The organism is Streptomyces sp. Ru73 (assembly GCF_002920575.1).
Taxonomy (GTDB): Bacteria; Actinomycetota; Actinomycetes; order Streptomycetales; family Streptomycetaceae; genus Streptomyces.
The window spans coordinates 47,195-72,550 of record NZ_PQSQ01000011.1 but is presented as its reverse complement, the minus strand read 5'-3'; the positions used below and the strand labels follow the sequence as shown (position 1 = coordinate 72,550).

General features: G+C 68.4%; 21 protein-coding genes and 1 tRNA gene. 3 read left to right on the top strand and 19 right to left on the bottom strand.

Going from position 1 to position 25,356, the window contains the following annotated elements; translation table 11 throughout:
* Window positions 1-6 precede the first annotated feature (6 nt).
* The 17 genes from C3486_RS07670 to C3486_RS07585 all read right to left on the bottom strand — a co-directional run bounded on the left by C3486_RS07670 (window position 7) and on the right by C3486_RS07585 (window position 20,188).
* Window positions 7-441, bottom strand: coding sequence for a hypothetical protein (locus C3486_RS07670; RefSeq protein ID WP_103831831.1), 435 nt, complete (start codon window positions 439-441; stop codon window positions 7-9).
* A 165-nt stretch (window positions 442-606) separates the two neighbouring features.
* The gene (gene panD / locus C3486_RS07665) at window positions 607-1,050 is read right to left on the bottom strand and encodes an aspartate 1-decarboxylase (RefSeq protein ID WP_103831830.1); all 444 of its coding nucleotides are present in this window, start codon (window positions 1,048-1,050) and stop codon (window positions 607-609) included.
* A gap of 181 nt (window positions 1,051-1,231) precedes the next feature.
* Window positions 1,232-1,762 (bottom strand): DUF4232 domain-containing protein, encoded by a 531-nt coding sequence (locus tag C3486_RS07660; RefSeq protein WP_258052655.1) that lies wholly within the window; start codon window positions 1,760-1,762, stop codon window positions 1,232-1,234.
* 487 nt (window positions 1,763-2,249) lie between these two features.
* Window positions 2,250-3,443, bottom strand: a complete 1,194-nt coding sequence (tuf, locus tag C3486_RS07655; RefSeq protein ID WP_103831829.1) for an elongation factor Tu — start codon at window positions 3,441-3,443, stop codon at window positions 2,250-2,252.
* Between the two features lie 165 nt (window positions 3,444-3,608).
* Window positions 3,609-5,729 (bottom strand): elongation factor G, encoded by a 2,121-nt coding sequence (gene fusA / locus C3486_RS07650; RefSeq protein ID WP_103831828.1) that lies wholly within the window; start codon window positions 5,727-5,729, stop codon window positions 3,609-3,611.
* A gap of 39 nt (window positions 5,730-5,768) precedes the next feature.
* The gene (rpsG, locus tag C3486_RS07645; protein WP_030262788.1) at window positions 5,769-6,239 is read right to left on the bottom strand and encodes a 30S ribosomal protein S7; all 471 of its coding nucleotides are present in this window, start codon (window positions 6,237-6,239) and stop codon (window positions 5,769-5,771) included.
* Window positions 6,240-6,241: 2 nt separating this feature from the next.
* Complete coding sequence (gene rpsL / locus C3486_RS07640) at window positions 6,242-6,613, bottom strand: 30S ribosomal protein S12 (RefSeq protein WP_003948652.1); 372 nt, start codon at window positions 6,611-6,613, stop codon at window positions 6,242-6,244.
* Between the two features lie 376 nt (window positions 6,614-6,989).
* Window positions 6,990-7,469 (bottom strand): DUF1707 and DUF4190 domain-containing protein, encoded by a 480-nt coding sequence (locus tag C3486_RS07635; protein WP_103831827.1) that lies wholly within the window; start codon window positions 7,467-7,469, stop codon window positions 6,990-6,992.
* 202 nt (window positions 7,470-7,671) lie between these two features.
* Window positions 7,672-11,571 carry a DNA-directed RNA polymerase subunit beta' gene (locus C3486_RS07630; RefSeq protein WP_103831826.1) on the bottom strand — a complete coding sequence of 1,300 codons (3,900 nt, stop codon included), beginning with the start codon at window positions 11,569-11,571 and terminating at the stop codon, window positions 7,672-7,674.
* Between the two features lie 93 nt (window positions 11,572-11,664).
* The gene (rpoB, locus tag C3486_RS07625; protein ID WP_103831825.1) at window positions 11,665-15,147 is read right to left on the bottom strand and encodes a DNA-directed RNA polymerase subunit beta; all 3,483 of its coding nucleotides are present in this window, start codon (window positions 15,145-15,147) and stop codon (window positions 11,665-11,667) included.
* A 617-nt stretch (window positions 15,148-15,764) separates the two neighbouring features.
* Window positions 15,765-16,154, bottom strand: a complete 390-nt coding sequence (gene rplL, locus C3486_RS07615; protein ID WP_103831824.1) for a 50S ribosomal protein L7/L12 — start codon at window positions 16,152-16,154, stop codon at window positions 15,765-15,767.
* 125 nt (window positions 16,155-16,279) lie between these two features.
* Complete coding sequence (gene rplJ / locus C3486_RS07610; protein ID WP_103831823.1) at window positions 16,280-16,807, bottom strand: 50S ribosomal protein L10; 528 nt, start codon at window positions 16,805-16,807, stop codon at window positions 16,280-16,282.
* Between the two features lie 430 nt (window positions 16,808-17,237).
* Entirely contained in the window at window positions 17,238-17,960 is a 723-nt protein-coding gene (gene rplA / locus C3486_RS07605; RefSeq protein WP_103831822.1) for a 50S ribosomal protein L1, read from the bottom strand.
* Between the two features lie 106 nt (window positions 17,961-18,066).
* Complete coding sequence (gene rplK, locus C3486_RS07600) at window positions 18,067-18,501, bottom strand: 50S ribosomal protein L11 (protein ID WP_030262765.1); 435 nt, start codon at window positions 18,499-18,501, stop codon at window positions 18,067-18,069.
* Window positions 18,502-18,750: 249 nt separating this feature from the next.
* Window positions 18,751-19,629, bottom strand: coding sequence for a transcription termination/antitermination protein NusG (gene nusG, locus C3486_RS07595; RefSeq protein ID WP_103831821.1), 879 nt, complete (start codon window positions 19,627-19,629; stop codon window positions 18,751-18,753).
* Window positions 19,630-19,702: 73 nt separating this feature from the next.
* The gene (secE, locus tag C3486_RS07590; RefSeq protein WP_103831820.1) at window positions 19,703-20,005 is read right to left on the bottom strand and encodes a preprotein translocase subunit SecE; all 303 of its coding nucleotides are present in this window, start codon (window positions 20,003-20,005) and stop codon (window positions 19,703-19,705) included.
* Between the two features lie 110 nt (window positions 20,006-20,115).
* A tRNA-Trp gene (locus C3486_RS07585) sits at window positions 20,116-20,188 on the bottom strand.
* A 181-nt stretch (window positions 20,189-20,369) separates the two neighbouring features.
* On the opposite strand from C3486_RS07585, the gene C3486_RS07580 reads away from it, so the two are divergent.
* Together C3486_RS07580 and C3486_RS07575 are read left to right on the top strand one after the other, a co-directional pair.
* Window positions 20,370-21,605 carry a pyridoxal phosphate-dependent aminotransferase gene (locus C3486_RS07580; protein WP_103831819.1) on the top strand — a complete coding sequence of 412 codons (1,236 nt, stop codon included), beginning with the start codon at window positions 20,370-20,372 and terminating at the stop codon, window positions 21,603-21,605.
* 160 nt (window positions 21,606-21,765) lie between these two features.
* Window positions 21,766-22,785, top strand: a complete 1,020-nt coding sequence (locus C3486_RS07575; protein ID WP_103831818.1) for an adenosine deaminase — start codon at window positions 21,766-21,768, stop codon at window positions 22,783-22,785.
* 36 nt (window positions 22,786-22,821) lie between these two features.
* Here the strand turns inward: C3486_RS07575 and C3486_RS07570 are convergent, their stop codons facing one another.
* A complete protein-coding gene (locus C3486_RS07570) occupies window positions 22,822-23,424 on the bottom strand; it encodes a TetR/AcrR family transcriptional regulator (RefSeq protein ID WP_103831817.1) in 603 nt (200 codons plus the stop codon).
* 66 nt (window positions 23,425-23,490) lie between these two features.
* Between C3486_RS07570 and C3486_RS07565 the strand changes: the two genes are divergently transcribed.
* A complete protein-coding gene (locus C3486_RS07565; protein WP_103831816.1) occupies window positions 23,491-24,135 on the top strand; it encodes an NAD(P)-dependent oxidoreductase in 645 nt (214 codons plus the stop codon).
* 108 nt (window positions 24,136-24,243) lie between these two features.
* On the opposite strand, the gene C3486_RS07560 is transcribed toward C3486_RS07565, so the two are convergent.
* The gene (locus C3486_RS07560; RefSeq protein WP_103831815.1) at window positions 24,244-25,299 is read right to left on the bottom strand and encodes a UDP-N-acetylmuramate dehydrogenase; all 1,056 of its coding nucleotides are present in this window, start codon (window positions 25,297-25,299) and stop codon (window positions 24,244-24,246) included.
* Between the last annotated feature and the right edge of the window lie 57 nt (window positions 25,300-25,356).

Below are 25,356 nucleotides of genomic sequence, written 5' to 3'. Positions count from 1 at the left end.
CCGGGCTCACTTCCCCTTGCCGTGGCCGCCGACGCCGGGCGTGTCCGTGTATTGGTCGTCCAGCTTGTCGAACGCGCCTTTGGTGGCCTCGTCGTTCTTGTAGAAGTGATCTCCGGTCTTCTGCAGCACCTCTTGGAGAGCACTGCATCGCTTGCGCACGTCCCTGACGTAGCGCTCCCAGGATTCGTGCACATCCCGCTGTGCCGCCGCTGTCAGGCAGCCGGAGTCCTTACCCAGGCCCTTCCGGCCGCCCTCCAGCTCGGACAGCGCCTTGCCGATGCTCCCCTGCAGCGACCCGACGCCCTCCCCCGCTTTCGTCCATGCCGACTTGCTCGACTTCAGGCCGCCCTGGCCGCCCGCAGCGGGGGCAGCAGTACTGTCGAGCCGGACACCCGCCGCGGAGCCCCGCTTCAGCTGGGCCCATTCGTGATCGAACGACATCGCGCGCCACCCGTTCCCCCTCGTGTCACTCCGGACGCAGAACGTTATCGCTCCGGTCCGCGGGCGCGCATCCGTGCACCGGACCACGGGCGGCTGAGTATCCGTACTCACGAAGCGCGACAGCCGGCCACCTGGTGGGAGGCGGCCGCTGCCCGCCGGGCCGGCTCAGGCGGACGTTGCCGAGGCGCCGGCCCCTGCCACCGCCTGCGGACTCCGCCTCTGCCCGCTTCCCGGCACCGGAGCGCCGGCGTCGGCGCCCAGCGCGACGATCCGGTTGTCCGCGTCCACATGCACGACCCGCGGCTTCAGGGTCCGCGCCTCGGCGTCCTCGACCTGTCCGTAGCTGATGAGAATGACCAGGTCACCGGGGTGCACGAGGTGTGCGGCCGCGCCGTTGATCCCGATGACGCCGCTCCCCCGCTCGCCCTCGATCACGTACGTCTCCAGCCGGGCGCCGTTCGTGATGTCGACGATGTGGACCAGCTCGCCGGGCAGCAGATCGGCGGCCTCCATCAGCTCCGCGTCGACCGTCACGGACCCCACGTAGTGCAGGTCCGCCTGGGTCACGGTGGCCCGGTGGATCTTGGACTTGAACATGGTGCGCAGCATGGCGTCACTCCTGTGTGAGACAGGTCGCGCCCTCCCGCGAGGTGCGCGCCGACCCAGCCATGCTAGGCGCCCGGGCCCCGCCGGCGCGGAGTGATGTCCGCCTCACCGGCCCGTCGCGCCCCCGGTCGCGCATGGGGGCCGCGGCCGGGGGCGTGGTGGGCGGGGCTGTGCGGGGTGGACGTCAGCCGGACGTCGGGAGCTTCGCGGACCAGGCGGTCAGGTGCAGCGTCCCGTTGTCCACGTCGTCCTCCAGCGGCACGACGCTGTGGGAGTTGCTGCCCGTCGGGGAGACCTGGAGGTACTTGGCGGGCACCGCGTCGGCGCCGGTGTGCGTCCAGACCAGGTCCGCGTAGGCGACGCCGCCGGGCTTGAGGGTGACGGTGTGCGCGCCCGGGTCCTTGGCGAAGTACGTGTCACCGTGCTGCACGTCCGTTTTCAGCGCGGTGTGCCCCGCGCCCTCCAGCGCCAGGCCGGCGTACCCCTTGATCGCGCAGGTCTCGTCGCCGGTGTTCGTCACCTTCAGGTAGGTGCCGGCGTGGTTCATGCCCACCTGGCTCTGCCCGGCGTCGGTCGTCGTCACCTTCAGCGTCCCCGGCCGGCAGGCGCCCGCGCCGCCCGGCTCCGCGGCCACGGCGGCCCCCGCGATCCCGCCCGTAGCCAGCACGGCAACGGCGGCAGCGGCCCCGGCAATACGCAGACCACGCATGGTCATCAGCTCCTTCTCCCAGCGGCCCCGCCCAGCGACGCAGCCCCACTCACTCCTCAACTGGCATCCACCAGCCTGACGACCACCGCTGATGAACGGCTAATACCTCGCTAACAGCCCCCTGCCGACCCCTCACAGCCGCCGACCACCGATCGGGTTGGCATATGACAGAGGAACGTTCCGCCGCCCCCGGCCCACCCGTACGTTCGCGCTCGTGGTCGCTTCCTCGCACGACACGCCGGGATCGGTCCCCGAGCCTCGGACGTCCGACCGGCTGCCGCCTCGCGCCCTCCTGCTGGAGGCCATTGCGCATGCGCTGGGCTCGGGCCCGCACGTGCCCTCCGAACCCGTCGACCGGCCCGCCCGGCACCCGTAGCCGGGCTGCGCGGCTCCCCGCGCCCCCGCACACGACAAAGGGCCCCGCACACCAGAAGGTGTGCGGGGCCCTCGCTCGCTAGGAGCGCCGGGTCTCCCCGATCGTCAGTAAGAGGTCTTACTTGACGATCTTGGTGACCTGGCCGGCGCCGACGGTCCGGCCACCCTCACGGATGGCGAACTTCAGGCCCTCCTCCATGGCGACCGGCTGGATCAGCTGGACGGACATGGAGGTGTTGTCGCCCGGCATGACCATCTCGGTGCCCTCGGGGAGGGTCACGACGCCGGTCACGTCCGTGGTACGGAAGTAGAACTGCGGGCGGTAGTTGTTGAAGAACGGGGTGTGACGGCCACCCTCGTCCTTCGACAGGATGTAGGCCTGGGCCTCGAACTCGGTGTGCGGGGTGACCGAGCCCGGCTTGATGATGACCTGGCCGCGCTCGACGTCCTCGCGCTTGATGCCGCGGAGCAGCAGACCGACGTTCTCACCGGCCTGGCCCTCGTCGAGCAGCTTGCGGAACATCTCGATGCCGGTGACCGTGGTGGAGGTCTTCTCCGGCTTGATGCCGATGATGTCGACGTTCTCGTTGACCTTCAGGACACCGCGCTCGATACGGCCGGTGACGACCGTACCGCGACCGGTGATGGTGAAGACGTCCTCGATCGGCATCAGGAACGGCTTGTCGGTGTCGCGCTCCGGGGCCGGGATGGCCTCGTCGACGGCGTTCATCAGGTTCAGGACCGACTGGCCCCACTCCTTGTCGCCCTCGAGCGCCTTGAGCGCCGAGACCTTGACGACCGGAACGTCGTCGCCCGGGAACTCGTACTCGGAGAGGAGCTCACGGACCTCGAGCTCGACGAGCTCCAGGATCTCCTCGTCGTCCACCATGTCGGCCTTGTTCAGGGCGACAACGATGTAGGGAACGCCGACCTGGCGGGCCAGGAGCACGTGCTCCTTGGTCTGCGGCATCGGACCGTCGGTCGCGGCGACCACGAGGATCGCGCCGTCCATCTGGGCGGCACCGGTGATCATGTTCTTGATGTAGTCCGCGTGACCCGGGCAGTCGACGTGGGCGTAGTGACGGTTCTCCGTCTGGTACTCGACGTGCGCGATGGAGATGGTGATACCGCGCTGGCGCTCCTCGGGCGCCTTGTCGATCATGTCGAAGGCCGAGGCCTCGTTCAGGTCCGGGAACGCGTCGTGCAGCACCTTGGTGATCGCCGCGGTAAGGGTCGTCTTACCGTGGTCGATGTGACCGATGGTGCCGATGTTGACGTGCGGCTTAGTCCGCTCGAACTTCGCCTTCGCCACTGGGGTCCTCCTGTGGAGTGGTTCTGTACGCCTTACTCATCGGCGCCAGGTGATCTTTGCTGGGGTGCCGGCTGACGGGGGCAATCCTCACGGAAAGCGGGGATTGCCCCGTCAGTCGGTGTCAAGCCTAAAGCGTGTCGGGGTCCGACTCTGACGAGACGGGTCTTACTCGCCCTTGGCCTTCGCGATGATCTCCTCGGCGACGTTCCGCGGAACCTCGGCGTAGGAGTCGAACTGCATCGAGTAGCTCGCGCGACCCGACGTCTTGCTGCGGAGGTCTCCGACGTAGCCGAACATCTCCGAGAGCGGAACCAGGCCCGTGACGAGCTTGGCACCGTGGCGGTCCTCCATGGACTGGATCTGTCCACGGCGGGAGTTGATGTCGCCGATCACGTCGCCCATGTAGTCCTCGGGCGTGGTGACCTCGACCTTCATCATCGGCTCGAGCAGGGCCGGGGAGGCCTTGCGCGCGGCCTCCTTGAAGGCCATCGAACCGGCGATCTTGAAGGCCATCTCGGAGGAGTCGACCTCGTGGAACGCACCGTCGTGGAGCGTGACCCGGACGCCGGTCAGCGGGTAGCCGGCGAGAACACCGAACTCCATGGCCTCCTGGCAGCCCGCGTCCACGGACGGGATGTACTCCCGCGGGATGCGGCCACCGGTGACCTTGTTCTCGAACTCGTAGCCGTCGCCCTCGAGGGGCTCGACCGAGATCTGCACCTTCGCGAACTGGCCGGAACCACCAGTCTGCTTCTTGTGCGTGTAGTCGATCTTCTCGACGGTCTTGCGCAGCGTCTCGCGGTACGCGACCTGCGGCTTACCGACGTTGGCCTCGACCCGGAACTCACGCTTCATACGGTCGACCAGCACGTCGAGGTGCAGCTCGCCCATACCGGCGATGATGGTCTGGCCGGTCTCCTCGTCGGTGTGGACCTGGAAGCTCGGGTCCTCCTCGGCGAGGCGCTGGATGGCGACACCCAGCTTCTCCTGGTCGCCCTTGGACTTGGGCTCAATGGCGACCTGAATGACCGGAGCCGGGAACTCCATCGACTCCAGGATCACCTGGTTGGCGGAGTCACAGAGGGTCTCACCGGTGGTGGTCTGCTTCAGACCCATGACGGCGACGATGTCACCGGCACCCACCGACTCGATCTCCTCACGCTTGTTCGCGTGCATCCGGTAGATCTTGCCGATGCGCTCCTTCTTGCCCTTGACGGAGTTCAGCACCTGCGTGCCGGACTCCAGGCGACCCGAGTAGACCCGGATGAAGGTGAGCTTGCCGAGGTGCGGGTCGCTCGCGATCTTGAACGCCAGCGCGGCCAGCGGCTCGTCCTCGGAGGGACGGCGCTTGATGACCTCGTCGGGGTCGTTGACCGCGTGGCCCTCGATGGCCTCGACGTCCAGCGGCGACGGCAGGTAGCGCACGACCGCGTCCAGCAGCGGCTGGACACCCTTGTTCTTGAAGGCGGTGCCGCAGAACACGGGCGTGACGGTGGTGTTCTCCGCACGGCCGGAGCTGATGGTGATGCGGCGGATGGCCGCGTACAGCTGCTCCTCGGTGGGCTCCTGGCCCTCGAGGTACAGCTCCATGAGCTCCTCGTCGTTCTCGGCGACCGTCTCGAGGAGCTTGCCGCGCCATTCCTCGGCAGCCTCGATGTGGGTGTCCGGGATGTCGACGGTGTCGTACATCTCGCCCTTGGCGGCCTCGGCGGACCAGACCAGGGCCTTCATGCGGACCAGGTCGACGACGCCCTTGAAGTCCGCCTCGGTGCCGATCGGCAGCTGCATCACGATCGGGGTCGCGCCGAGGCGCTCCGAGATCATGTCGACGCAGCGGTGGAACTCGGCGCCGGTGCGGTCGAGCTTGTTGACGAAGCAGATGCGCGGCACGCCGTAGCGGTCCGCCTGACGCCACACCGTCTCGGACTGGGGCTCAACGCCGGCGACGCCGTCGAACACCGTCACCGCACCGTCGAGCACGCGCAGCGAGCGCTCCACCTCGACGGTGAAGTCGACGTGGCCCGGGGTGTCGATGATGTTGATGGTGTGGTCGACGTTCTCCAGCGGCCAGTGGCAGGTGGTGGCAGCAGAGGTGATCGTGATGCCACGCTCCTGCTCCTGCTCCATCCAGTCCATGGTGGCAGCGCCGTCGTGGACCTCACCGATCTTGTACGAGACACCGGTGTAGAACAGGATCCGCTCGGTGGTCGTCGTCTTGCCCGCGTCGATGTGGGCCATGATCCCGATATTGCGGACCTTGGCCAGGTCAAGTGAAGTGGTAGCCATAAGGCTTTCGTCTTCTCTCGGTCTCGATGTGGGTAGCGACTACCAGCGGTAGTGCGCGAAGGCCTTGTTGGACTCGGCCATCTTGTGCGTGTCCTCGCGCTTCTTGACGGAAGCGCCGAGGCCGTTCGAGGCGTCCAGCAGCTCGTTCATGAGGCGCTCGGTCATGGTCTTCTCGCGGCGGGCGCGCGAGTAGCCCACGAGCCAGCGGAGCGCCAGGGTCGACGCGCGACCCGGCTTGACCTCGACGGGGACCTGGTAGGTCGCGCCACCGACACGGCGGGACTTGACCTCGAGGGTCGGCTTGATGTTCTCCAGCGCGCGCTTCAGCGTGATGACCGGGTCGTTGCCGGTCTTCTCACGCAGGCCCTCCATGGCGCCGTAGACGATGCGCTCGGCGGTGGAGCGCTTGCCGTTCAGCAGCACCTTGTTGATGAGGGAGGTCACCAGAGGAGAGTTGTAGACCGGGTCGATGATGACCGGGCGCTTCGGGGCGGGGCCCTTACGAGGCATTCTTACTTCTCCTTCTTGGCGCCGTAGCGGCTGCGAGCCTGCTTGCGGTTCTTGACGCCCTGCGTGTCGAGGGAGCCGCGGATGATCTTGTACCGAACACCCGGCAGGTCCTTCACACGACCGCCACGCACGAGCACGATCGAGTGCTCCTGCAGGTTGTGGCCCTCACCCGGAATGTAAGCGGTGACCTCGATGCCGCTGGTCAGACGCACACGCGCGACCTTACGCAGGGCCGAGTTCGGCTTCTTCGGGGTGGTGGTGAAAACACGCGTGCAGACGCCGCGACGCTGAGGGGAACCCTCAAGTGCAGGCGTCTTGTTCTTCTCGACCTTGTCCTGCCGGCCCTTGCGGACCAGCTGCTGGATCGTAGGCACCGTTTCTCCGGTTTCTGTGTGCCAGTCTCGGTAAAGCTAACCTGGAACTTCGCCGACCCACGAGGTCGGGTGTGTCGAATACCGCAGAGTTCCTCGCTGGAACGAGGAGCGACGGATTACGGTGTCGAGACCCGGCTTCGTACGCACCGGCACCGCCCGCCCGGAGGCTTGAGGAGATGCGCGCACGGCAGGCCAGGGACACCCCAGGCACAAGGTCAGAGCGTACCTACCGCATGGGCTGCGGTCAAAACAAATGCACACGCGTAGGACACGCCGGACTCCTACGGCGCTGCCGCCACCGTAGTGGGGTCACGCGGCATACGGAAGAACGTCTCCGGCCCCGATCCGGCGGGCCCGGACGCACCCCGCGCCGCGCTCAGGTCTTCGGAAGCAGCGCCAGCAGCGTGACCAGCATCACCAGGCACCAGCCCCCGATGGCGAGCCAGCCCAGGACCACCCCGGTCAGCGCCATGCCGTCACCCCGCTCGCCGCTGCGCCGGATCTCCGTACGCGCCTTGTGCCCCAGGATCACTGCGGGGACCGCGGTGACGCCCCAGGTCAACGGGGTGAGCAGGCCGCAGATCATGGCCCCGGTCGCGGCCGGATTGGTGCGCTGCGGCTCGGGCAGCGGCAGGAAGGTCGGCGGCACCGCCGGCGGCGGCAGCACCATCGGCGGCTGCAGCGGGACCGGGCCCTGCGGCAGGTCCCCCACCAGTAACTGCAGATCGGTGTAGGTCACCGCACGATAGGCGCGCGCCACCCGCTGCTCGTACTCGTCCTGGGTGAGCCGCCCCTCGGCGAACCCCGCCTTCAGCACGTCAACGGCCCGCTCCCGGTCCGCGTGCGAGGCACGCATGGCGGGCACCTGAGGAGGCGGGTGAGCCGGCCGGCCACCCTGCCACGGTTCGAACGCCACCTCTGAGACCTCCCCCCGGCCGGAGCGCTGACCGCTCCATCATCCCCCAGAGACCGCAGGGCGGTCACCCTCACACGAGGATGACCGCCCTGCGGTTGCGTTTTACGTGGTGTCCCACGGGCCGGCCGCCGCCGGTACCCGCTTACTGGTTGTACGGACCGTAGTCGTAGTCCTCCAGCGGGACGGCCTGGCCGGAGCCGGTGCCGAACGGCGAGTAGTCGATGTCGTCGTAGCCGACGGCCGAGTACATCGCGGCCTTGGCCTCCTCGGTCGGCTCGACCCGGATGTTGCGGTAGCGGGACAGGCCCGTACCGGCCGGGATGAGCTTACCGATGATGACGTTCTCCTTGAGGCCGATCAGGGAGTCCGACTTGGCGTTGATCGCCGCGTCGGTCAGGACCCTGGTCGTCTCCTGGAAGGACGCCGCCGACAGCCACGACTCGGTCGCCAGCGAGGCCTTGGTGATACCCATCAGCTGCGGACGGCCGGAGGCGGGGTGACCGCCCTCGGCCACGACGCGGCGGTTCTCGCTCTCGAACTTCGAGCGCTCCACCAGCTCGCCCGGCAGCAGCTCGGCGTCGCCGGACTCGATGATCGTCACGCGGCGCAGCATCTGCCGGATGATGATCTCGATGTGCTTGTCGTGGATCGCCACGCCCTGGCTGTTGTAGACCTTCTGGACCTCGCCGACCAGGTGGACCTGGACCGCACGCTGGCCGAGGATGCGCAGCACGTCGTGCGGGTTGATCGCACCGACGGTCAGCGGCTGGCCGACCGTGACGTGGTCACCCTCGCTCACCAGCAGGCGGGCACGCTTGGAGACGCCGTAGGACGTCTCGTCGCTGCCGTCGTCCGGCGTGACGATGACCTTCTTGGTCTTCTCGGTCTCCTCGATCCGCACGCGGCCGGCGGCCTCGGAGATCGGGGCGACACCCTTGGGCGTACGGGCCTCGAAGAGCTCGACGACTCGCGGCAGACCCAGGGTGATGTCGTCACCCGCCACACCACCGGTGTGGAAGGTACGCATCGTCAGCTGGGTGCCGGGCTCACCGATGGACTGGGCGGCGATGATGCCGACCGCCTCACCGATGTCGACCAGCTTGCCGGTGGCCAGCGAGCGGCCGTAGCAGAAGGCGCAGGTGCCGACCGCGGACTCACAGGTCAGGACCGAGCGGGTCTTGACCTCCTCGACGCCGTGCGCGACCAGCTGGTCGATGAGCACGTCACCGAGGTCCACGTTGGCCGACGCGATGACCTTGCCGTCCACCACGACGTCCTCGGCGAGCATCCGCGCGTACACGGAGGACTCGACGTCGTCCGCCTTGCGCAGGACGCCGTCCGCACCCTTGCTCGCGATCCGCAGCTTGAGGCCGCGCTCGGTGCCGCAGTCCTCCTCGCGGATGATGACGTCCTGGGAGACGTCCACGAGACGACGGGTGAGGTAACCCGAGTCGGCGGTACGGAGGGCGGTGTCCGCGAGACCCTTACGGGCACCGTGCGTGGAGATGAAGTACTCCAGCACGGAGAGACCCTCACGGAACGACGCCTTAATGGGTCGCGGGATGGTCTCGTTCTTCGCGTTCGACACCAGACCACGCATACCGGCGATCTGCCGCATCTGCATCATGTTTCCTCGGGCACCCGAGTCAACCATCATGAAGATGGGGTTCGTCTTGGGGAAGTTGTCGTTCATCGCCTCGGCGACCTCGTTGGTCGCCTTGGTCCAGATGTTGATCAGTTCCTGAGTGCGCTCGTCCTTGGTGATCAGACCGCGCTCGTACTGCTTCTGGACCTTCTCGTCCTGAGCCTCGTAGCTCGCGACGATCTCCTTCTTGGCCTCCGGCACGACGATGTCGGAGACCGCGACGGTGACACCGGAGCGGGTGGCCCAGTGGAAACCGGCCGCCTTCAGGTTGTCCAGCGTCGCCGCGACGATGACCTTCGGGTACCGCTCGGCCAGGTCGTTGACGATCGCGGAGAGCTGCTTCTTGCCCACCGAGTAGTCGACGAACGGGTAGTCCTCGGGCAGCAGCTCGTTGAAGAGCGCGCGGCCCAGGGTCGTCCGCAGCCGGAAGCTGTCACCGGGCTGCCACTCGGGCTCGCCCTCCTCCGGAGCCGGCGGGGTCCAGCCGCGGGGCGGGACGGTGCCGATCGGGAAGCGGATGTCGACCTTCGCCTGGAGCGAGAGCTCCTTGGCGTCGAACGCCATGATCGCCTCGGCGACCGAACCGAAGGCCCGGCCCTCACCGATGACCTTGCGCTCCTCCTCGTCGGTGGTGAGGAAGAACAGGCCCAGCACCATGTCCTGGGTCGGCATGGTGACCGGACGGCCGTCGGCCGGCTTGAGGATGTTGTTCGAGGACAGCATCAGGATGCGGGCCTCGGCCTGCGCCTCCGCGGACAGCGGCAGGTGCACGGCCATCTGGTCACCGTCGAAGTCCGCGTTGAACGCGGTGCAGACGAGCGGGTGAATCTGAATGGCCTTGCCCTCGACCAGCTGCGGCTCGAAGGCCTGGATGCCGAGGCGGTGCAGGGTGGGCGCACGGTTCAGCAGAACCGGGTGCTCGGCGATGACCTCTTCGAGGACGTCGTACACGACCGTGCGGCCGCGCTCGACCATCCGCTTCGCCGACTTGATGTTCTGCGCGTGGTTCAGGTCGACCAGGCGCTTCATCACGAACGGCTTGAAGAGCTCCAGCGCCATGGCCTTCGGCAGACCGCACTGGTGCAGCTTCAGCTGCGGGCCGACGACGATGACGGAACGCGCGGAGTAGTCCACACGCTTACCGAGCAGGTTCTGACGGAACCGGCCCTGCTTGCCCTTCAGCATGTCGCTGAGGGACTTCAGCGGACGGTTGCCCGGGCCGGTGACCGGCCGGCCGCGGCGGCCGTTGTCGAACAGCGCGTCGACGGCCTCCTGCAGCATCCGCTTCTCGTTGTTCACGATGATCTCGGGGGCACCGAGGTCAAGGAGACGCTTGAGGCGGTTGTTGCGGTTGATCACACGGCGGTACAGGTCGTTCAGGTCGGAGGTCGCGAAGCGGCCACCGTCCAGCTGCACCATCGGACGCAGGTCCGGCGGGATGACCGGGATGCAGTCCAGCACCATGCCGTTGGGGCTGTTGCGGGTCTGCAGGAACGCGGAGACGACCTTCAGGCGCTTGAGCGCACGGGTCTTCTTCTGGCCCTTGCCGGTCCGGATGATCTCGCGGAGCTTCTCGGCCTCCTCGTCGAGGTCGAAGGACTCCAGGCGCTTCTGCAGCGCCGCGGCACCCATGCCGCCCATGAAGTACGTGCCGAAGCGGTCACGCAGCTCGCGGTAGAGCAGCTCGTCGCCCTCGAGGTCCTGGACCTTGAGGTTCTTGAAGCGGTTCCAGACCTCGTCCAGGCGGTCGATCTCGCGCTGCGCGCGGTCGCGCAGCTGCTTCATCTCGCGCTCGGCACCCTCGCGCACCTTGCGGCGCACGTCGGCCTTGGCGCCCTCGGCCTCCAGCTCGGCCAGGTCGGTCTCGAGCTTCTTGGCGCGGGCCTCGAGGTCGGCGTCGCGGCGCTGCTCGATCTGCTGGCGCTCGACGGAGACGTGGGCCTCCAGCGAGGGCAGGTCGCGCGTACGGCGCTCCTCGTCCACCCACGTGATCATGTAGGCGGCGAAGTAGATGACCTTCTCGAGGTCCTTCGGGGCGAGGTCCAGCAGGTAGCCCAGCCGGCTCGGAACGCCCTTGAAGTACCAGATGTGCGTGACGGGAGCGGCCAGCTCGATGTGGCCCATCCGCTCACGGCGCACCTTGGCGCGGGTGACCTCCACGCCGCAGCGCTCGCAGATGATGCCCTTGAAGCGGACGCGCTTGTACTTACCGCAGTAGCACTCCCAGTCCCGGGTGGGGCCGAAGATCTTCTCGCAGAAGAGGCCGTCCTTCTCGGGCTTGAGGGTGCGGTAGTTGATGGTCTCCGGCTTCTTGACCTCGCCGTGGGACCACTGACGGATGTCGTCAGCGGTGGCGAGGCCGATCCGCAGCTCGTCGAAGAAGTTGACGTCGAGCACTGTCGTCAATCCCTCTTTCAGGGTCGAGTCTCAATCATGGTCTGAGGGGTCCGGGTGGGCCGGGACCTCACGGGGAGGCCCCGGCCAGACCCGTCAGACCTCTTCGACGCTGCTCGGCTCGCGCCGGGACAGGTCGATACCGAGCTCCTCCGCCGCGCGGAAGACGTCCTCGTCGGTGTCGCGCATCTCGATGGACATGCCGTCCGAGGACAGCACCTCCACGTTCAGGCACAGCGACTGCATTTCCTTGATGAGCACCTTGAAGGACTCGGGAATGCCGGGCTCGGGGATGTTCTCGCCCTTGACGATGGCCTCGTAGACCTTCACGCGGCCGGTCACGTCGTCGGACTTGATCGTCAGCAGCTCCTGGAGGGCGTACGCGGCGCCGTAAGCCTCCAGCGCCCACACCTCCATCTCACCGAAGCGCTGGCCACCGAACTGGGCCTTACCGCCCAGCGGCTGCTGGGTGATCATCGAGTACGGACCGGTCGAGCGGGCGTGCAGCTTGTCGTCGACCAGGTGGTGGAGCTTGAGGATGTACATGTACCCGACCGAGATCGGGTCCGGGAACGGCTCGCCGGAGCGGCCGTCGAAGAGCTGGGCCTTGCCGGAGCTCTTCACCATCCGCTCGCCGTCGCGGTTCGGCAGCGTGGAGTCGAAGAGACCCTGCAGCTCGTCCTGGCGCGCACCGTCGAAGACCGGGGTCGCGACGTTCGTCCGGGGAGCGACGTCGTCGGCGCCGATGGCCTGCAGACGCTTCTGCCAGTCCTCGTCGCCCTCGACCTTCCAGCCCTGGCTGGCGAGCCAGCCGAGGTGGATCTCCAGGACCTGTCCCGGGTTCATTCGGGACGGGACACCCAGCGGGTTGAGGATGATGTCGACCGGGGTGCCGTCCTCCAGGAACGGCATGTCCTCGACCGGCAGGATCTTCGAGATGACGCCCTTGTTGCCGTGGCGGCCGGCGAGCTTGTCACCGTCGGTGATCTTGCGCTTCTGCGCCACGTAGACGCGGACCAGCTGGTTCACGCCCGGGGGCAGCTCGTCGCCCTCCTCGCGGTCGAAGACGCGCACGCCGATGACCTTGCCGGTCTCACCGTGCGGCACCTTCAGCGAGGTGTCACGGACCTCACGGGCCTTCTCACCGAAGATCGCGCGGAGCAGGCGCTCCTCCGGGGTCAGCTCGGTCTCACCCTTCGGGGTGACCTTGCCGACCAGGATGTCGCCGGCGACGACCTCGGCACCGATGCGGATGATGCCGCGCTCGTCGAGGTCGGCGAGGACCTCCTCGGAGACGTTCGGGATGTCCCGGGTGATCTCCTCGGGGCCCAGCTTGGTGTCACGGGCGTCGACCTCGTGCTCCTCGATGTGGATCGAGGAGAGGACGTCGTCCTGCACGAGGCGCTGCGACAGGATGATCGCGTCCTCGTAGTTGTGGCCCTCCCACGGCATGAACGCCACGAGCAGGTTCTTGCCGAGCGCCATCTCGCCCTGGTCCGTGGACGGACCGTCGGCGAGGACCTGGCCCTCGATGACCCGCGCGCCCTCGTCCACGACGACCTTCTGGTTGAAGGAGGTGCCCTGGTTGGAACGGGTGAACTTGGCGACCCGGTACGTGGTGTACGTGCCGTCGTCGTTGGCGACGGTGATGTAGTCCGCGGAGACCTCCTGGACCACACCGTCCTTCTCGGCCTTGATGACGTCACCGGCGTCGACCGCGCAGCGGTACTCCATGCCGGTGCCGACCAGCGGGGCCTCGGCCTTGATGAGCGGCACGGCCTGGCGCATCATGTTCGAGCCCATGAGCGCGCGGTTGGCGTCGTCGTGCTCGAGGAACGGGATCATGGCGGTCGCGGCCGACACCATCTGGCGCGGCGAGACGTCCATGAAGTCGACCTCTTCGGCGTTGACGAGGTCCGCCTCGCCGCCACGCCGGCGGACCAGGACACGCTGCTCGGCAAAGCGCATGTCCTCGGTCAGCGGGGCGTTCGCCTGGGCGATGATGAAGCGGTCTTCCTCATCGGCCGTGAGGTAGGCGACGTCGTCGGTGACCTGGCCGTCGACGACCTTGCGGTACGGCGTCTCGATGAAGCCGAAGACGTTCACCCGGCCGTACGACGCGAGCGAGCCGATCAGACCGATGTTCGGGCCTTCCGGCGTCTCGATCGGGCACATGCGGCCGTAGTGCGAGGGGTGCACGTCACGGACGTCCAGGCCGGCCCGCTCACGGGAGAGACCACCCGGGCCCAGCGCCGACAGACGGCGCTTGTGGGTCAGACCCGACAGCGGGTTGGTCTGGTCCATGAACTGGGACAGCTGGCTGGTGCCGAAGAACTCCTTGATGGAGGCGACGACCGGCCGGATGTTGATCAGGGTCTGCGGCGTGATCGCCTCGACGTCCTGGGTGGTCATGCGCTCGCGCACGACGCGCTCCATACGGGCGAGACCCGTACGGACCTGGTTCTGGATCAGCTCGCCGACGTTGCGCAGACGGCGGTTGCCGAAGTGGTCGATGTCGTCGGTCTCGACGACGATCTCCGTGCCGTTCTCGCCGATCGTCTCGGTCTCGCCCGCGTGGAGCTTCACCAGGTACTTGATCGTGGCGATGATGTCGTCGGTGGTCAGCACGCCGGCGTCGAGCGGCTCGTCGCCGCCGAGCTTCTTGTTGACCTTGTAGCGGCCGACCTTGGCGAGGTCGTAGCGCTTCGGGTTGAAGTAGAGGTTCTCCAGCAGCGTCTGCGCGGCCTCGCGCGTCGGCGGCTCGCCCGGACGCAGCTTGCGGTAGATGTCGAGGAGCGCGTCGTCCTGGCCCTGGGTGTGGTCCTTCTCCAGGGTGGCGCGCATCGACTCGTACTCGCCGAACTCCTCCAGGATCTGCTCGGTCGTCCAGCCGAGGGCCTTGAGGAGGACGGTCACCGACTGCTTGCGCTTGCGGTCGATGCGGACACCGACCATGTCGCGCTTGTCGATCTCCATCTCCAGCCAGGCACCCCGGGACGGGATGATCTTGGCGGAGAAGATGTCCTTGTCGGACGTCTTGTCGATCTGGCTGTCGAAGTAGACGCCCGGCGAGCGGACCAGCTGCGATACGACGACACGCTCGGTGCCGTTGATCACGAAGGTGCCCTTGTTGGTCATGAGCGGGAAGTCGCCCATGAAGACCGTCTGGGACTTGATCTCGCCGGTCTCGTTGTTGGTGAATTCAGCGGTGACGAACAGCGGAGCCGCGTACGTGAAGTCGCGCTCCTTGCACTCGTCGATGGAGTTCTTCGGGGGCTCGAAGCGGTGGTCGCGGAACGTCAGCGACATCGACCCGGAGAAGTCCTCGATCGGGGAGATCTCTTCGAAGATCTCCTCCAGACCGGACTTGGTGGGGACGTCCTGACCGGACTCCAGCGCAGCCTCGACGCGACCCTTCCATGCGGCGTTGCCGAGCAGCCAGTCGAAGCTTTCGGTCTGCAGCGCAAGGAGGTTCGGAACCCCGAGGGGCTCCGGGATCTTCGCAAAAGAGATGCGCAGCGGGGCGGTGCTGTCGCCGTTGTTCGTATTGGCAGTCGAGGCGTTGCGCGAGGCGGCCAAGAGGGGGTCCTTCCGAGGGCTCGGACTCACTACGCGCGTACCGGTCCCACACCGCACGATTGGCCTAGAAATCCCTGGTCAGGGAGGTCTGAACCGCAGTGCTGAAATGTGGGTATGCCCCTGGTGACGGGCAGGGAGCAGCTAACAGGCAGCGCAAAGGGTCAGTGTAGCCACTCGGCACACTGATGTCCAGCCCGGGTTTTCGGAGACCGGCTCTGCACCCAATCTCTCCTCCGGAAGGTGACTCCCTCTAAGAGGGATACCCCTCGTTGTAGTTCTTCACGCTCAGCGCCTGCTGCATACCGTGCGCCTCTGGACGCACATCGATACTGCCCTCTTCGTCGGCGATCCATGCCTCGGTCTCCGGATCGCTTCCGACGTCGCGTCCCGAGAATTGCGCGCCGCGTGCTGTTCGTCAAGGCCCCCCACCCCAGGGAGATCGTCACGGGGCGCACGGGCCGGACAACGAAGATCACCATACTCGCACGGCCGTGCGCGGCAACCCGGCAAGGACATCGGAACGCCGAAGGGCGACCACCCTGATGGGTGATCGCCCTTGGCACGAGACCCGGTACGGGCCCGGGTCCCGGAGGTGTTCAGTCAGCGACTGACAGAGGTCACTTGACCTCGACGGAGGCGCCGGCGCCCTCGAGGGCCTCCTTGGCCTTGTCGGCGGCGTCCTTGGCGACCTTCTCGAGGACCGGCTTCGGGGTGCCGTCCACGAGGTCCTTGGCCTCCTTCAGACCCAGGGAGGTCAGCTCACGCACGACCTTGATGACCTGGATCTTCTTGTCGCCCGCACCGGTGAGGATGACGTCGAACTCGTCCTGCTCCTCGGCGGCGGCGGCGTCGCCACCACCCTGGCCCGGGGCAGCGGCAACGACGGCGGCCGGGGCGGCGGCCTCGACGTCGAACTTCTCCTCGAACGCCTTCACGAACTCGGAGAGCTCGATGAGGGTCATCTCCTCGAACTGCGCGAGCAGGTCTTCCTGGCTGAGCTTCGCCATGGTGGCGGTCCTTCCACTAAATCGGCTGGTGCCGGGATGTACATGTCGGCGGGCGTACGTTGGGCCCGCTGTGGCCTCCTCCGCTCAGGCACGCCTGAGCAGGGGCTGCCAATGTGCGAGCCGAATTACTCGGCACCGCCCTGCTCGACCTTGCTGCGAAGGGCGTCCGCGGTGCGGGCGAACTTCGTGAGCGGGGCCTGGAAGGTCGCCGCGGCCTTGGCCATGGACGCCTTCATGCCACCCGCCAGCTTGGCGAGCAGAACCTCGCGGGACTCGAGGTCCGCAAGCTTCTTGATGTCGTCAGCGGAGAGCGCCTTCCCTTCGAAGACACCGCCCTTGATGACGAGGTTCTGGTTCTCCTTGGCGAAGTCACGAAGACCCTTCGCCGCCTCGACCGGGTCACCGGTGACGAAGGCGACGGCCGTCGAGCCCACGAGGTGCTCGTCCAGCACGGAGATCCCGGCCTCCTGGGCCGCGATCTTGGTCAGCGTGTTCTTCACCACACGGTACTGAGCGTTGTCACCGAGCGAACGACGCAGCTGCTTGAGCTGCGCGACAGAAAGTCCGGTGTACGCGGTGACGACAGCGGCGTTGGAGTTACGGAACTTGTCCGTGATCTCCGCGACAGCGTCGACCTTGTCAGGACTTGCCATGAGCCTCGGCCTCCTTCCGGGTGATGAGGACCGCGCAGAAGGGGCTGGGCAAAGCAAACGCCCCGGCGCAGGCGCACGGGGCGGACTCGACCGGAGACATGCGTATCCGGGAGTACTTCCTCGATCACCTGCGCGGGCCGTCCGCAGCTAGCGGATCCTTCGGCCGCCGCACACCCGGTTGGGCGCACAGAGACAACCAGCGGTCTTTGGCTTCTCCGTTACGGTACGCGAACCACTCGCGTGCAGGCAAATCGCCTCCCTGCGGGCCTGCTGCCGCCGGCCGCTCCCCGGCCGCCCGCCGGTCCCCGGCGCCCCGTACGGCCTCCTGCGGCCGCTCACCGGCCCCTGAGCGGTACGCAAAAGGGCCGGGCCCCGCACCCGATGAACGGATGCGGGGCCCGGCCTCACGCGTACGCGCGAGCCATCAGGCTCAGACCGCGGCCGGGTCCTCCTCGACGAGGAGGTTGCGGGTGCGGTTGGCGTCCACCGGAACGCCGGGGCCCATCGTGGTGGTGATGGTGGCCTTCTTGATGTAGCGGCCCTTGGCGGCGGACGGCTTGAGGCGGTTGATCTCCTCGAGCGCAGCGGCGTAGTTCTCCACCAGCTTGGCGTCGTCGAAGGACACCTTGCCGATGATGAAGTGGAGGTTCGCGTGCTTGTCCACGCGGAACTCGATCTTGCCGCCCTTGATGTCGGACACGGCCTTGGCCACGTCCGGGGTGACGGTGCCGGTCTTCGGGTTCGGCATCAGACCACGGGGACCGAGCACGCGGCCGAGGCGGCCGACCTTGCCCATGAGGTCCGGGGTGGCGACGACGGCGTCGAAGTCCAGGCGGCCCTTGGAGACCTCGTCGATCAGCTCGTCCGCGCCGACGATGTCGGCGCCGGCGGCTTCCGCGGCCGCAGCACGGTCACCGGTCGCGAAGACCAGGACCCGGGCGGTCTTACCGGTGCCGTGCGGGAGGTTCACGGTGCCACGGACCATCTGGTCGGCCTTGCGCGGGTCGACACCCAGACGCATGGCGACCTCGACGGTCGCGTCGAACTTGACGGACGAGGTGTCCTTGGCGAGACGGACGGCCTCGAGGGGGGCGTACAGACGCTCCCGGTCGATCTTCGCGTCCGCGTTGCGAAGAGTCTTGCTGCGCTTCACTGCTGCTCCTGAATGCAGTTACGCCATGCGGCTCGTGCCGCCTGGCAGGTGGAGTCGTGGTCCGGGCCAGCGCCTGGCCCTGCCACGGTGGCCATACGAGGCTCGATCAGCCCTCGACCGTGATGCCCATGGAACGGGCGGTGCCGGCGATGATCTTCGACGCGGCGTCCAGGTCGTTGGCGTTCAGGTCGGGCATCTTGGTGGTGGCGATCTCGCGGACCTGGTCGGCCGTGATCTTGGCGACCTTGGTCTTGTGCGGCTCGCCGGAGCCCTTCTCCACGCCCGCGGCCTTCAGGATCATCTTGGAGGCCGGCGGGGTCTTGGTGATGAAGGTGAACGAACGGTCCTCGTAGACCGTGATCTCCACCGGGATGACCCAGCCACGCTGCGACTCGGTCGCGGCGTTGTAGGCCTTGCAGAACTCCATGATGTTCACGCCGTGCTGACCCAGCGCGGGGCCGACCGGCGGGGCCGGGTTGGCGGCACCGGCCTGGATCTGGAGCTTGATGAGCCCCGTGACCTTCTTCTTCTTGGGAGGCATGCTCTCTCCGGGTCCTGTTGTTCCGCGCTCGCCCCCGGGGGACCAGACAGTCGTCCCCTTCGGCTCACGCGGCTGTGAGAGGTGTTTCGCCGTGCGATCCGGTCATCCGGATGCAGGCATACCGCACAACGATAACGGGTATGACTGTGCGGCCAAAAACCGAGCAGGTCAGGCGGCCCGTGAGGACCCGCCTGACCTGCTCGACGTCATTCCCGGGGACGGCCCCCGGACGCCCTGCCAGGAGAACGGTCAGTTCTTCTGGATCTGGTCGAAGCTCAGCTCGACCGGGGTCTCGCGGCCGAAGATCTCGACGAGGCCCTTGACCTTCTTCGAGTCGGCGTTGATCTCGTTGATCGTGGCCTGGAGCGTGGCGAACGGGCCGTCGGTGACGGTGACCGAGTCGCCCACCTCGAAGTCCAGCACCTGGACCTCGACCTTGCGCTGCGGCGCCGGCTTGCCCTCGGCCTCGGCGGCCTCCTTGGCGGCCTTCTCCTCGGCCTCCGGGGCGAGCATCTTGACGATCTCGTCCAGGGTCAGCGGGTACGGGTCGTAGGCGTTGCCCACGAAGCCGGTGACGCCCGGGGTGTTGCGGACGACGCCCCAGGACTCGTTCGTCAGGTCCATGCGCACGAGCACGTAGCCCGGGAGCTTGTTCTGACGGACGTTCTTCCGCTCGCCGTTCTTGATCTGGACGATCTCTTCCTCGGGGACCTCGGCCTGGTAGATGAAGTCCTCGACGTTGAGCGAGACGGCGCGCTGCTCCAGGTTGGCCTTCACGCGCTTCTCGTAGCCCGCGTAGGTGTGGATGACGTACCACTCGCCGGGCAGGCCGCGCAGCTCCTCGCGGAGCGCCGCGATCGGGTCCGCCGGCTCCTCCTCGGCCGCGTCCTCGGCGTCCTCGGCGGTGGCCTCGTCGGCCTCCTCGGCGGTCTCGGCGTGCACCGCGGCTTCCTCGGCGGACTCGCCGGCGGCAGCGTCCTCCGCGTCGAGCTCGTCGACGGCGTCGGCGCCCTCGACGATCTCCTGCGGGGTGTCGTCGCCCTCGACCTCGGCCGTAGCCGTCGCGTCGACGTCGGCCGCTGCCGCCGCGACGGGCTCGGCGGGCTCGTTCAGGTTCGGGTCAGACACTGTGGCTGCTTCTTCCTGGCTTCAAGGGGTTGAACATGCGAACGGGCGCCCGCTTCAGGCGCCCATCGCGGGATCAGGCGAAGACGTAATCGACGACTTCCTTGATTCCCAAGTCAATCACGGTCACGAGACCGATGCAGATGACTACGAAGACGATCACCACGGTGGTGTACGTCGAAAGCTGGTTGCGCGTCGGCCAGACGACCTTGCGGAGCTCCGCGATGATCTGGCGGTAGAACAGCGCGAGGCGGGCGAGCGGGCCCTTCTTGCCGCGCTTGCCGCCGCGACGGGGCTTCTTCTTCGACTTCGACTCGGTCGCGTCGTCGTCGGAACGGCCACGCTCAGGCATGTCGATGGAGCCCAGGGCGTCCGTCACTCGTCCTCACCTGAATCCGGGTCGTGGCCGTGCCGCGCCCGGTAGAGCCCGCACGGCGGTGCATTGCCTTACGTACGCGTGCACGCACCCCGGTGATGAAGTGCGTGTAGCAGGGCCGGAGGGACTTGAACCCCCAACCGCTGGTTTTGGAGACCAGTGCTCTACCAATTGAGCTACGACCCTTTGTGGTTCCCCCAACCTACAGCATCGACCGGTGCACTGTGTGCGCGGCCGACGACGACCCGTCGGGAGCCAACGGTGGACGAGTGTACGTGGTCGGCGGCCGGGCGTCGAACGGGAACCTCCGGGGCCGCCGGGACAAACCCCCGTGCCGGGCATCCGGCCGGTCTGCGACGATGCAGGTATGAGTGCTGCTACTCCACCCGCACAGTCCCCTACCGAGCGTCGCGTGTCGGCCCGTGTCGGCGCGATCTCCGAGTCCGCCACGCTGGCCGTGGACGCCAAGGCGAAGGCCCTCAAGGCCGCCGGGCGCCCGGTGATCGGCTTCGGCGCCGGTGAGCCGGACTTCCCGACCCCGGACTACATCGTCGAGGCCGCCGTCGAGGCCTGCCGCAACCCCAAGTTCCACCGCTACACGCCGGCCGGCGGCCTCCCGGAGCTCAAGCAGGCCATCGCCGAGAAGACGAAGCGCGACTCGGGGTACGAGGTCGAGGCCGCCAACATCCTGGTGACCAACGGCGGCAAGCAGGCCATCTACGAGGCGTTCGCGGCCGTCCTCGACCCGGGCGACGAGGTCATCGTGCCGGCCCCGTACTGGACCACCTACCCCGAGTCGATCCAGCTCGCGGGCGGTGTCCCGGTCCCGGTCGTGGCCGACGAGACCACCGGCTACCGGGTGACGGTGGAGCAGCTGGAGGCCGCCCGCACGGAGAACACCAAGATGGTGCTCTTCGTGTCGCCGTCCAACCCGACCGGAGCGGTCTACAGCCGCGAGCAGGTCGAGGCCGTCGGCCGCTGGGCCGCCGAGCACGGCCTGTGGGTCATGACGGACGAGATCTACGAGCACCTCGTCTACGGCGACGCGGAGTTCTCCTCGCTGCCGGTCGTCGTCCCGGAGCTGCGCGACAAGTGCATCGTCGTCAACGGCGTCGCCAAGACGTACGCCATGACCGGCTGGCGGGTGGGCTGGGTCATCGGCCCGAAGGACGTCATCAAGGCCGCGACCAACCTGCAGTCGCACGCCACGTCGAACGTCTCCAACGTCGCGCAGGCCGCCGCCCTCGCGGCCGTCTCGGGCGACCTGAAGGCCGTCGACGAGATGAAGGTCGCCTTCGACCGGCGCCGCAAGAAGATCGTGCAGATGCTGAACGAGATCGACGGCATCGTGTGCCCGGAGCCGGAGGGCGCGTTCTACGCGTACCCCTCGGTGAAGGGCCTGCTCGGCAAGGAGATCCGCGGCAAGCGGCCGCAGACCAGCGTGGAGCTGGCCGAGGTCATCCTGGAGGAGGCCGAGGTCGCGGTCGTCCCGGGCGAGGCCTTCGGCACGCCGGGCTACCTGCGCCTTTCGTACGCGCTCGGGGACGAGGACCTCGTCGAGGGCGTGTCGCGCATCCAGAAGCTGCTGGCCGAGGCGAAGTGACCCCACGTACGGATTTTCGTATGTGGTCGCGCGTCGCGTGAGGCCCTGGTGAACGGCGGGTACCGGAAGTTGTCCGGGACCCGCCGTTCGTCTGTTCGCGGAACCCTCCGTTCGGGGAGGGGCCTACCGGATCGGCGGTTGCGTGCGGCAAGATCCTGGAATGGTGCGTGTCCGAGATCTCCGTCTGCTGCCCAAGGCCCATCTCCATCTGCACTTCACCGGTTCCATGCGGTCCTCGACCCTGCTGGAGCTCGCCGACAAGTACGGCGTGCACCTGCCGGAGGCGCTGAGCGGCGGCGAGCCGCCGAAGCTGCGGGCGACCGACGAACGGGGCTGGTTCAGATTCCAGCGGCTGTACGACATCGCACGGTCCTGCCTGAGATCGCCCGAGGACATCCAGCGGCTGGTGCGCGAGACGGCCGAGGAGGACGTCAGGGACGGCTCCCGCTGGCTGGAGATCCAGGTCGACCCCACCTCGTACGCGCCCCGGCTGGGCGGGCTGATTCCGGCGCTGGAGATCATCCTCGACGCCGTGGCTGCGGCCTCCCGCGAGACCGGGCTCGGGATGCGCGTGCTGGTCGCGGCGAACCGCATGAAGCACCCGCTGGACGCCCGTACGCTGGCCCGGCTCGCGGTGCGCTACGCCGACCGCGGGGTGGTCGGTTTCGGCCTCTCCAACGACGAACGGCGCGGCTTCGCGCGCGACTTCGACCGGGCGTTCGCCATCGCCCGGGACGGCGGGCTGCTGGCCGCGCCGCACGGCGGTGAGCTGTCCGGGCCGGCCAGCGTCCGGGACTGCCTGGACGACCTGCACGCCGGCCGGGTGGGCCACGGTGTGCGGGCCGCCGAGGACCCGCGGCTGGTGTCGCGGCTGGCGGACTCCGGGGTGACCTGCGAGGTGTGCCCGGCCTCGAACGTGGCGCTGGGCGTGTACGAGAAGCCCGAGGACGTGCCGCTGCGGACGCTGTTCGACGCCGGGGTGCCGATGGCCCTCGGGGCGGACGACCCGCTGCTCTTCGGGGCGCGGCTGGCGGCGCAGTACGAGATCGCCCGCGAGCACCACGGCTTCTCGGACGCCGAACTGGCCGAGCTGGCCCGGCAGTCGGTGCGCGGCTCCCGCGCGCCCGCGGACGTGCAGCGGCGGATACTGGCGGACATCGACGCCTGGCTGGCGGACTGAGCGCCACGCGCCCCGCGGGACCCCGGCGTACGGGCCTCAGCCGATGCCCGTGAGGACCGTACGGGCCACCTCCGCCGCGAAGTCGCCCGTCCCCTCGCCCGCGCCGGCGTCCGCCTGCGCGAAGGCCGTGAGGAAGACCCGCTGGAAGCAGGCCCCGAGCAGCAGCGCGGCGGCGGCCTCGGGGTCGGCGTCAGCACGGATGCGGCCGCGGTCCCGTTCCCTGCGGAGGTAGCGCGCGAGCTGGTCGAGCGGCTGGCGGGGGCCCGTGCCGAGCTCCGCCAGACCTTCCTGGTGCCGCCGCAGCAGCGCGGGCTCGGCGAAGAGCGAGCCGGCGATCGGCAGGGTCTGCGTGTACAGGTCCAGCGCCCGGCGCGCGACGGCCGTCAGGCATTCCTCGACGGTGCGGTCCCCCGGGTCGGCGGTCAGCTCGTCCAGGAGCGGGCCGACGCTCGGCAGCCGTTCCTGGAGCACCCGTACGAAGATCTCCTCCTTGCTCGCGAAGTGCTTGTAGAGCGCGGCTTCGGAGCAGCCGGCGGCCCGGGCGATCTGCTTGGTCGTGGTGCGCGCGAGGCCGGCGGTACGCAGGAGTTCGTGCGCCGCGTCGAGGATCCTGGCAGGCGTTGACTTCGGGGTGGGCATTCGCTCACCCTAAGGGTGGGTGAGTACTCACTCACCCTTTCGCGACCGGCCTCCAGGAGGTACGTCATGGCGCTTCGGCTCACGGTCTTCGGCGCGACCGGCGGCATCGGACAGGAGCTCGTCAGGCAGGGCCTGGCGGCGGGGCACGAGGTGACGGCGGTGGTGCGCGATCCCGCGCGGCTCACGGTCACGGGGCCGGGTCTGGAGGTGTTCCGCGCGGACCTCACGGACCCCGGGGCGCTGCGCCCGGCGGTGGCGGGGCGGGACGCGGTCCTCTCCGGGCTGGGCGCGCGCTCCCGCAAGGAGGCAGGGGCGGGGACCGCCACCCGGGTGACCGTCCCCGTGCTGCGCGCCATGGAGGCGGAGGGCGTGCGGCGCCTCCTGGTGGTGAGCGCGGCGCCCGTAGGGCCGGCCCCCGAGGGCGATCCGCTCCTCGACCGCGTCGTACGGGCGGTGATCGGCGCGCTCCTGAAGGACGTCTACACCGACCTCACCGCCATGGAGGCCGAGCTGGCCCGCTCCGCGACGGACTGGACGGCCGTCCGCCCGCCGAAGCTGACCGACGGGCCGCTGACCGGCAGATACCGCACGGCCGTCGGCACCGGCCCGCGCAGCGGGCGCACGATCTCCCGCGCGGACGTGGCCCACGCGATGCTCACGATGATCGGCGACCCGGCCACCCTGAAGCAGGGCGTGGGCGTGGCCTACTAGGCGCCGCGCCCGGCGCGCCTCAGGGGTGACCTACTAGGCGCTGCGCTCCGGGCGCCTCAGGGGTGGCCTCATGGGCGCAGCGCCCCGCGCGCCTGAGAGGCCGACGCCTCAGAGGCCGACGCCCACCATCACGGGCTCGTTGACGAGCGTCACCCCGAAGGCCGCGCGCACTCCGTCGCGCACCTCGCGCGCGAGGGCGAGCAGGTCCTCGGTCGTCGCCGTGCCGCGGTTGGTGAGCGCGAGGGTGTGCTTGGTCGAGATCCGGGCCGGCCCGTCGCCGTAGCCCTTGGTGAAGCCGGCCTTGTCGATGACCCAGGCGGCGGAGGTCTTGGTCCGTCCGTCGCCGGTGGGGAAGGCGGGCGGCATGACCTCGTCGCCGAGGCGTGCGTGCACCTTGGCGACGAACTCCGCGTACTCCTCGGCCGTGAGGATCGGGTTGGTGAAGAAGGACCCCGCCGACCAGGTGTCGTGGTCCTCGGGGTCGAGGACCATGCCCTTGCCGGCGCGCAGCTTGAGCACCGTCTCGCGGGCGGTCGCCGCCGGCACCCGGTCCCCCGCCTCGACGCCCAGCACGCGGGCCGTCTCGGGGTACTTCAGGGGCGCGGACAGCCCGCCGGCGTCCTCCAGGGCGAAGCGGACGCGCAGGACGACGTACCGCTCGGGGTGCTCCTTGAAGCGGCTGTGCCGGTACGAGAAGTCGCACTCGGCGTTCGTCAGCGTCACCGTCTTGTCCGCCTGGCGGTCGAACGCGATCACTTCGGTGATGGTGGACGACACTTCCTGGCCGTACGCGCCCACGTTCTGGATGGGCGTGGCGCCCGCCGAACCGGGGATGCCGGCCAGGCACTCGACGCCCGCCAGGCCCGCCTCGACCGTGCGGGCCACGGCATCGGACCAGTTCTCGCCGGCCGCGAGGGTCAGCTCCGTGCCGTTCAGCTCGAAGCCGCGGGTCGCGATGCGCAGCGCCGTGCCCTCGAAGCCCTTGTCGCCGATGATCAGGTTCGATCCGCCGCCGATCAGGAGCAGCGGCGTGCCGGTCGCGTCCGCCTCGCGGACGACGGCGATCACCTCGTCGTCGGTCGTGGCCGTGACGAGCCGCGCGGCGGGTCCGCCGAGCCGGAAGGTGGTCAGGGGGGCGAGGGGGGCGTCGTGAAGTTCCTGCACCCCTCAAGAGTACGGGGGCGCCCCCGGCATGGGCCGGGAGCGCCCCTCGTCCTCCGG

What these genes read in the sequence shown, in the direction of transcription:
- rpsG (WP_030262788.1), bottom strand. Translation starts at nt 6,239, where the DNA reads ATGCCTCGTAAGGGCCCCGCCCCGAAGCGCCCGGTCATCATCGACCCG.
- fusA (WP_103831828.1), bottom strand. Translation starts at nt 5,729, where the DNA reads ATGGCTACCACTTCACTTGACCTGGCCAAGGTCCGCAATATCGGGATC.
- rplK (WP_030262765.1), bottom strand. Translation starts at nt 18,501, where the DNA reads ATGCCTCCCAAGAAGAAGAAGGTCACGGGGCTCATCAAGCTCCAGATC.
- C3486_RS07635 (WP_103831827.1), bottom strand. Translation starts at nt 7,469, where the DNA reads ATGCGTGCCTCGCACGCGGACCGGGAGCGGGCCGTTGACGTGCTGAAG.
- C3486_RS07580 (WP_103831819.1), top strand. Translation starts at nt 20,370, where the DNA reads ATGAGTGCTGCTACTCCACCCGCACAGTCCCCTACCGAGCGTCGCGTG.
- C3486_RS07565 (WP_103831816.1), top strand. Translation starts at nt 23,491, where the DNA reads ATGGCGCTTCGGCTCACGGTCTTCGGCGCGACCGGCGGCATCGGACAG.
- rplL (WP_103831824.1), bottom strand. Translation starts at nt 16,154, where the DNA reads ATGGCGAAGCTCAGCCAGGAAGACCTGCTCGCGCAGTTCGAGGAGATG.
- C3486_RS07670 (WP_103831831.1), bottom strand. Translation starts at nt 441, where the DNA reads ATGTCGTTCGATCACGAATGGGCCCAGCTGAAGCGGGGCTCCGCGGCG.
- rplJ (WP_103831823.1), bottom strand. Translation starts at nt 16,807, where the DNA reads ATGGCAAGTCCTGACAAGGTCGACGCTGTCGCGGAGATCACGGACAAG.
- C3486_RS07660 (WP_258052655.1), bottom strand. Translation starts at nt 1,762, where the DNA reads ATGACCATGCGTGGTCTGCGTATTGCCGGGGCCGCTGCCGCCGTTGCC.
- C3486_RS07575 (WP_103831818.1), top strand. Translation starts at nt 21,766, where the DNA reads ATGGTGCGTGTCCGAGATCTCCGTCTGCTGCCCAAGGCCCATCTCCAT.
- C3486_RS07570 (WP_103831817.1), bottom strand. Translation starts at nt 23,424, where the DNA reads ATGCCCACCCCGAAGTCAACGCCTGCCAGGATCCTCGACGCGGCGCAC.
- panD (WP_103831830.1), bottom strand. Translation starts at nt 1,050, where the DNA reads ATGCTGCGCACCATGTTCAAGTCCAAGATCCACCGGGCCACCGTGACC.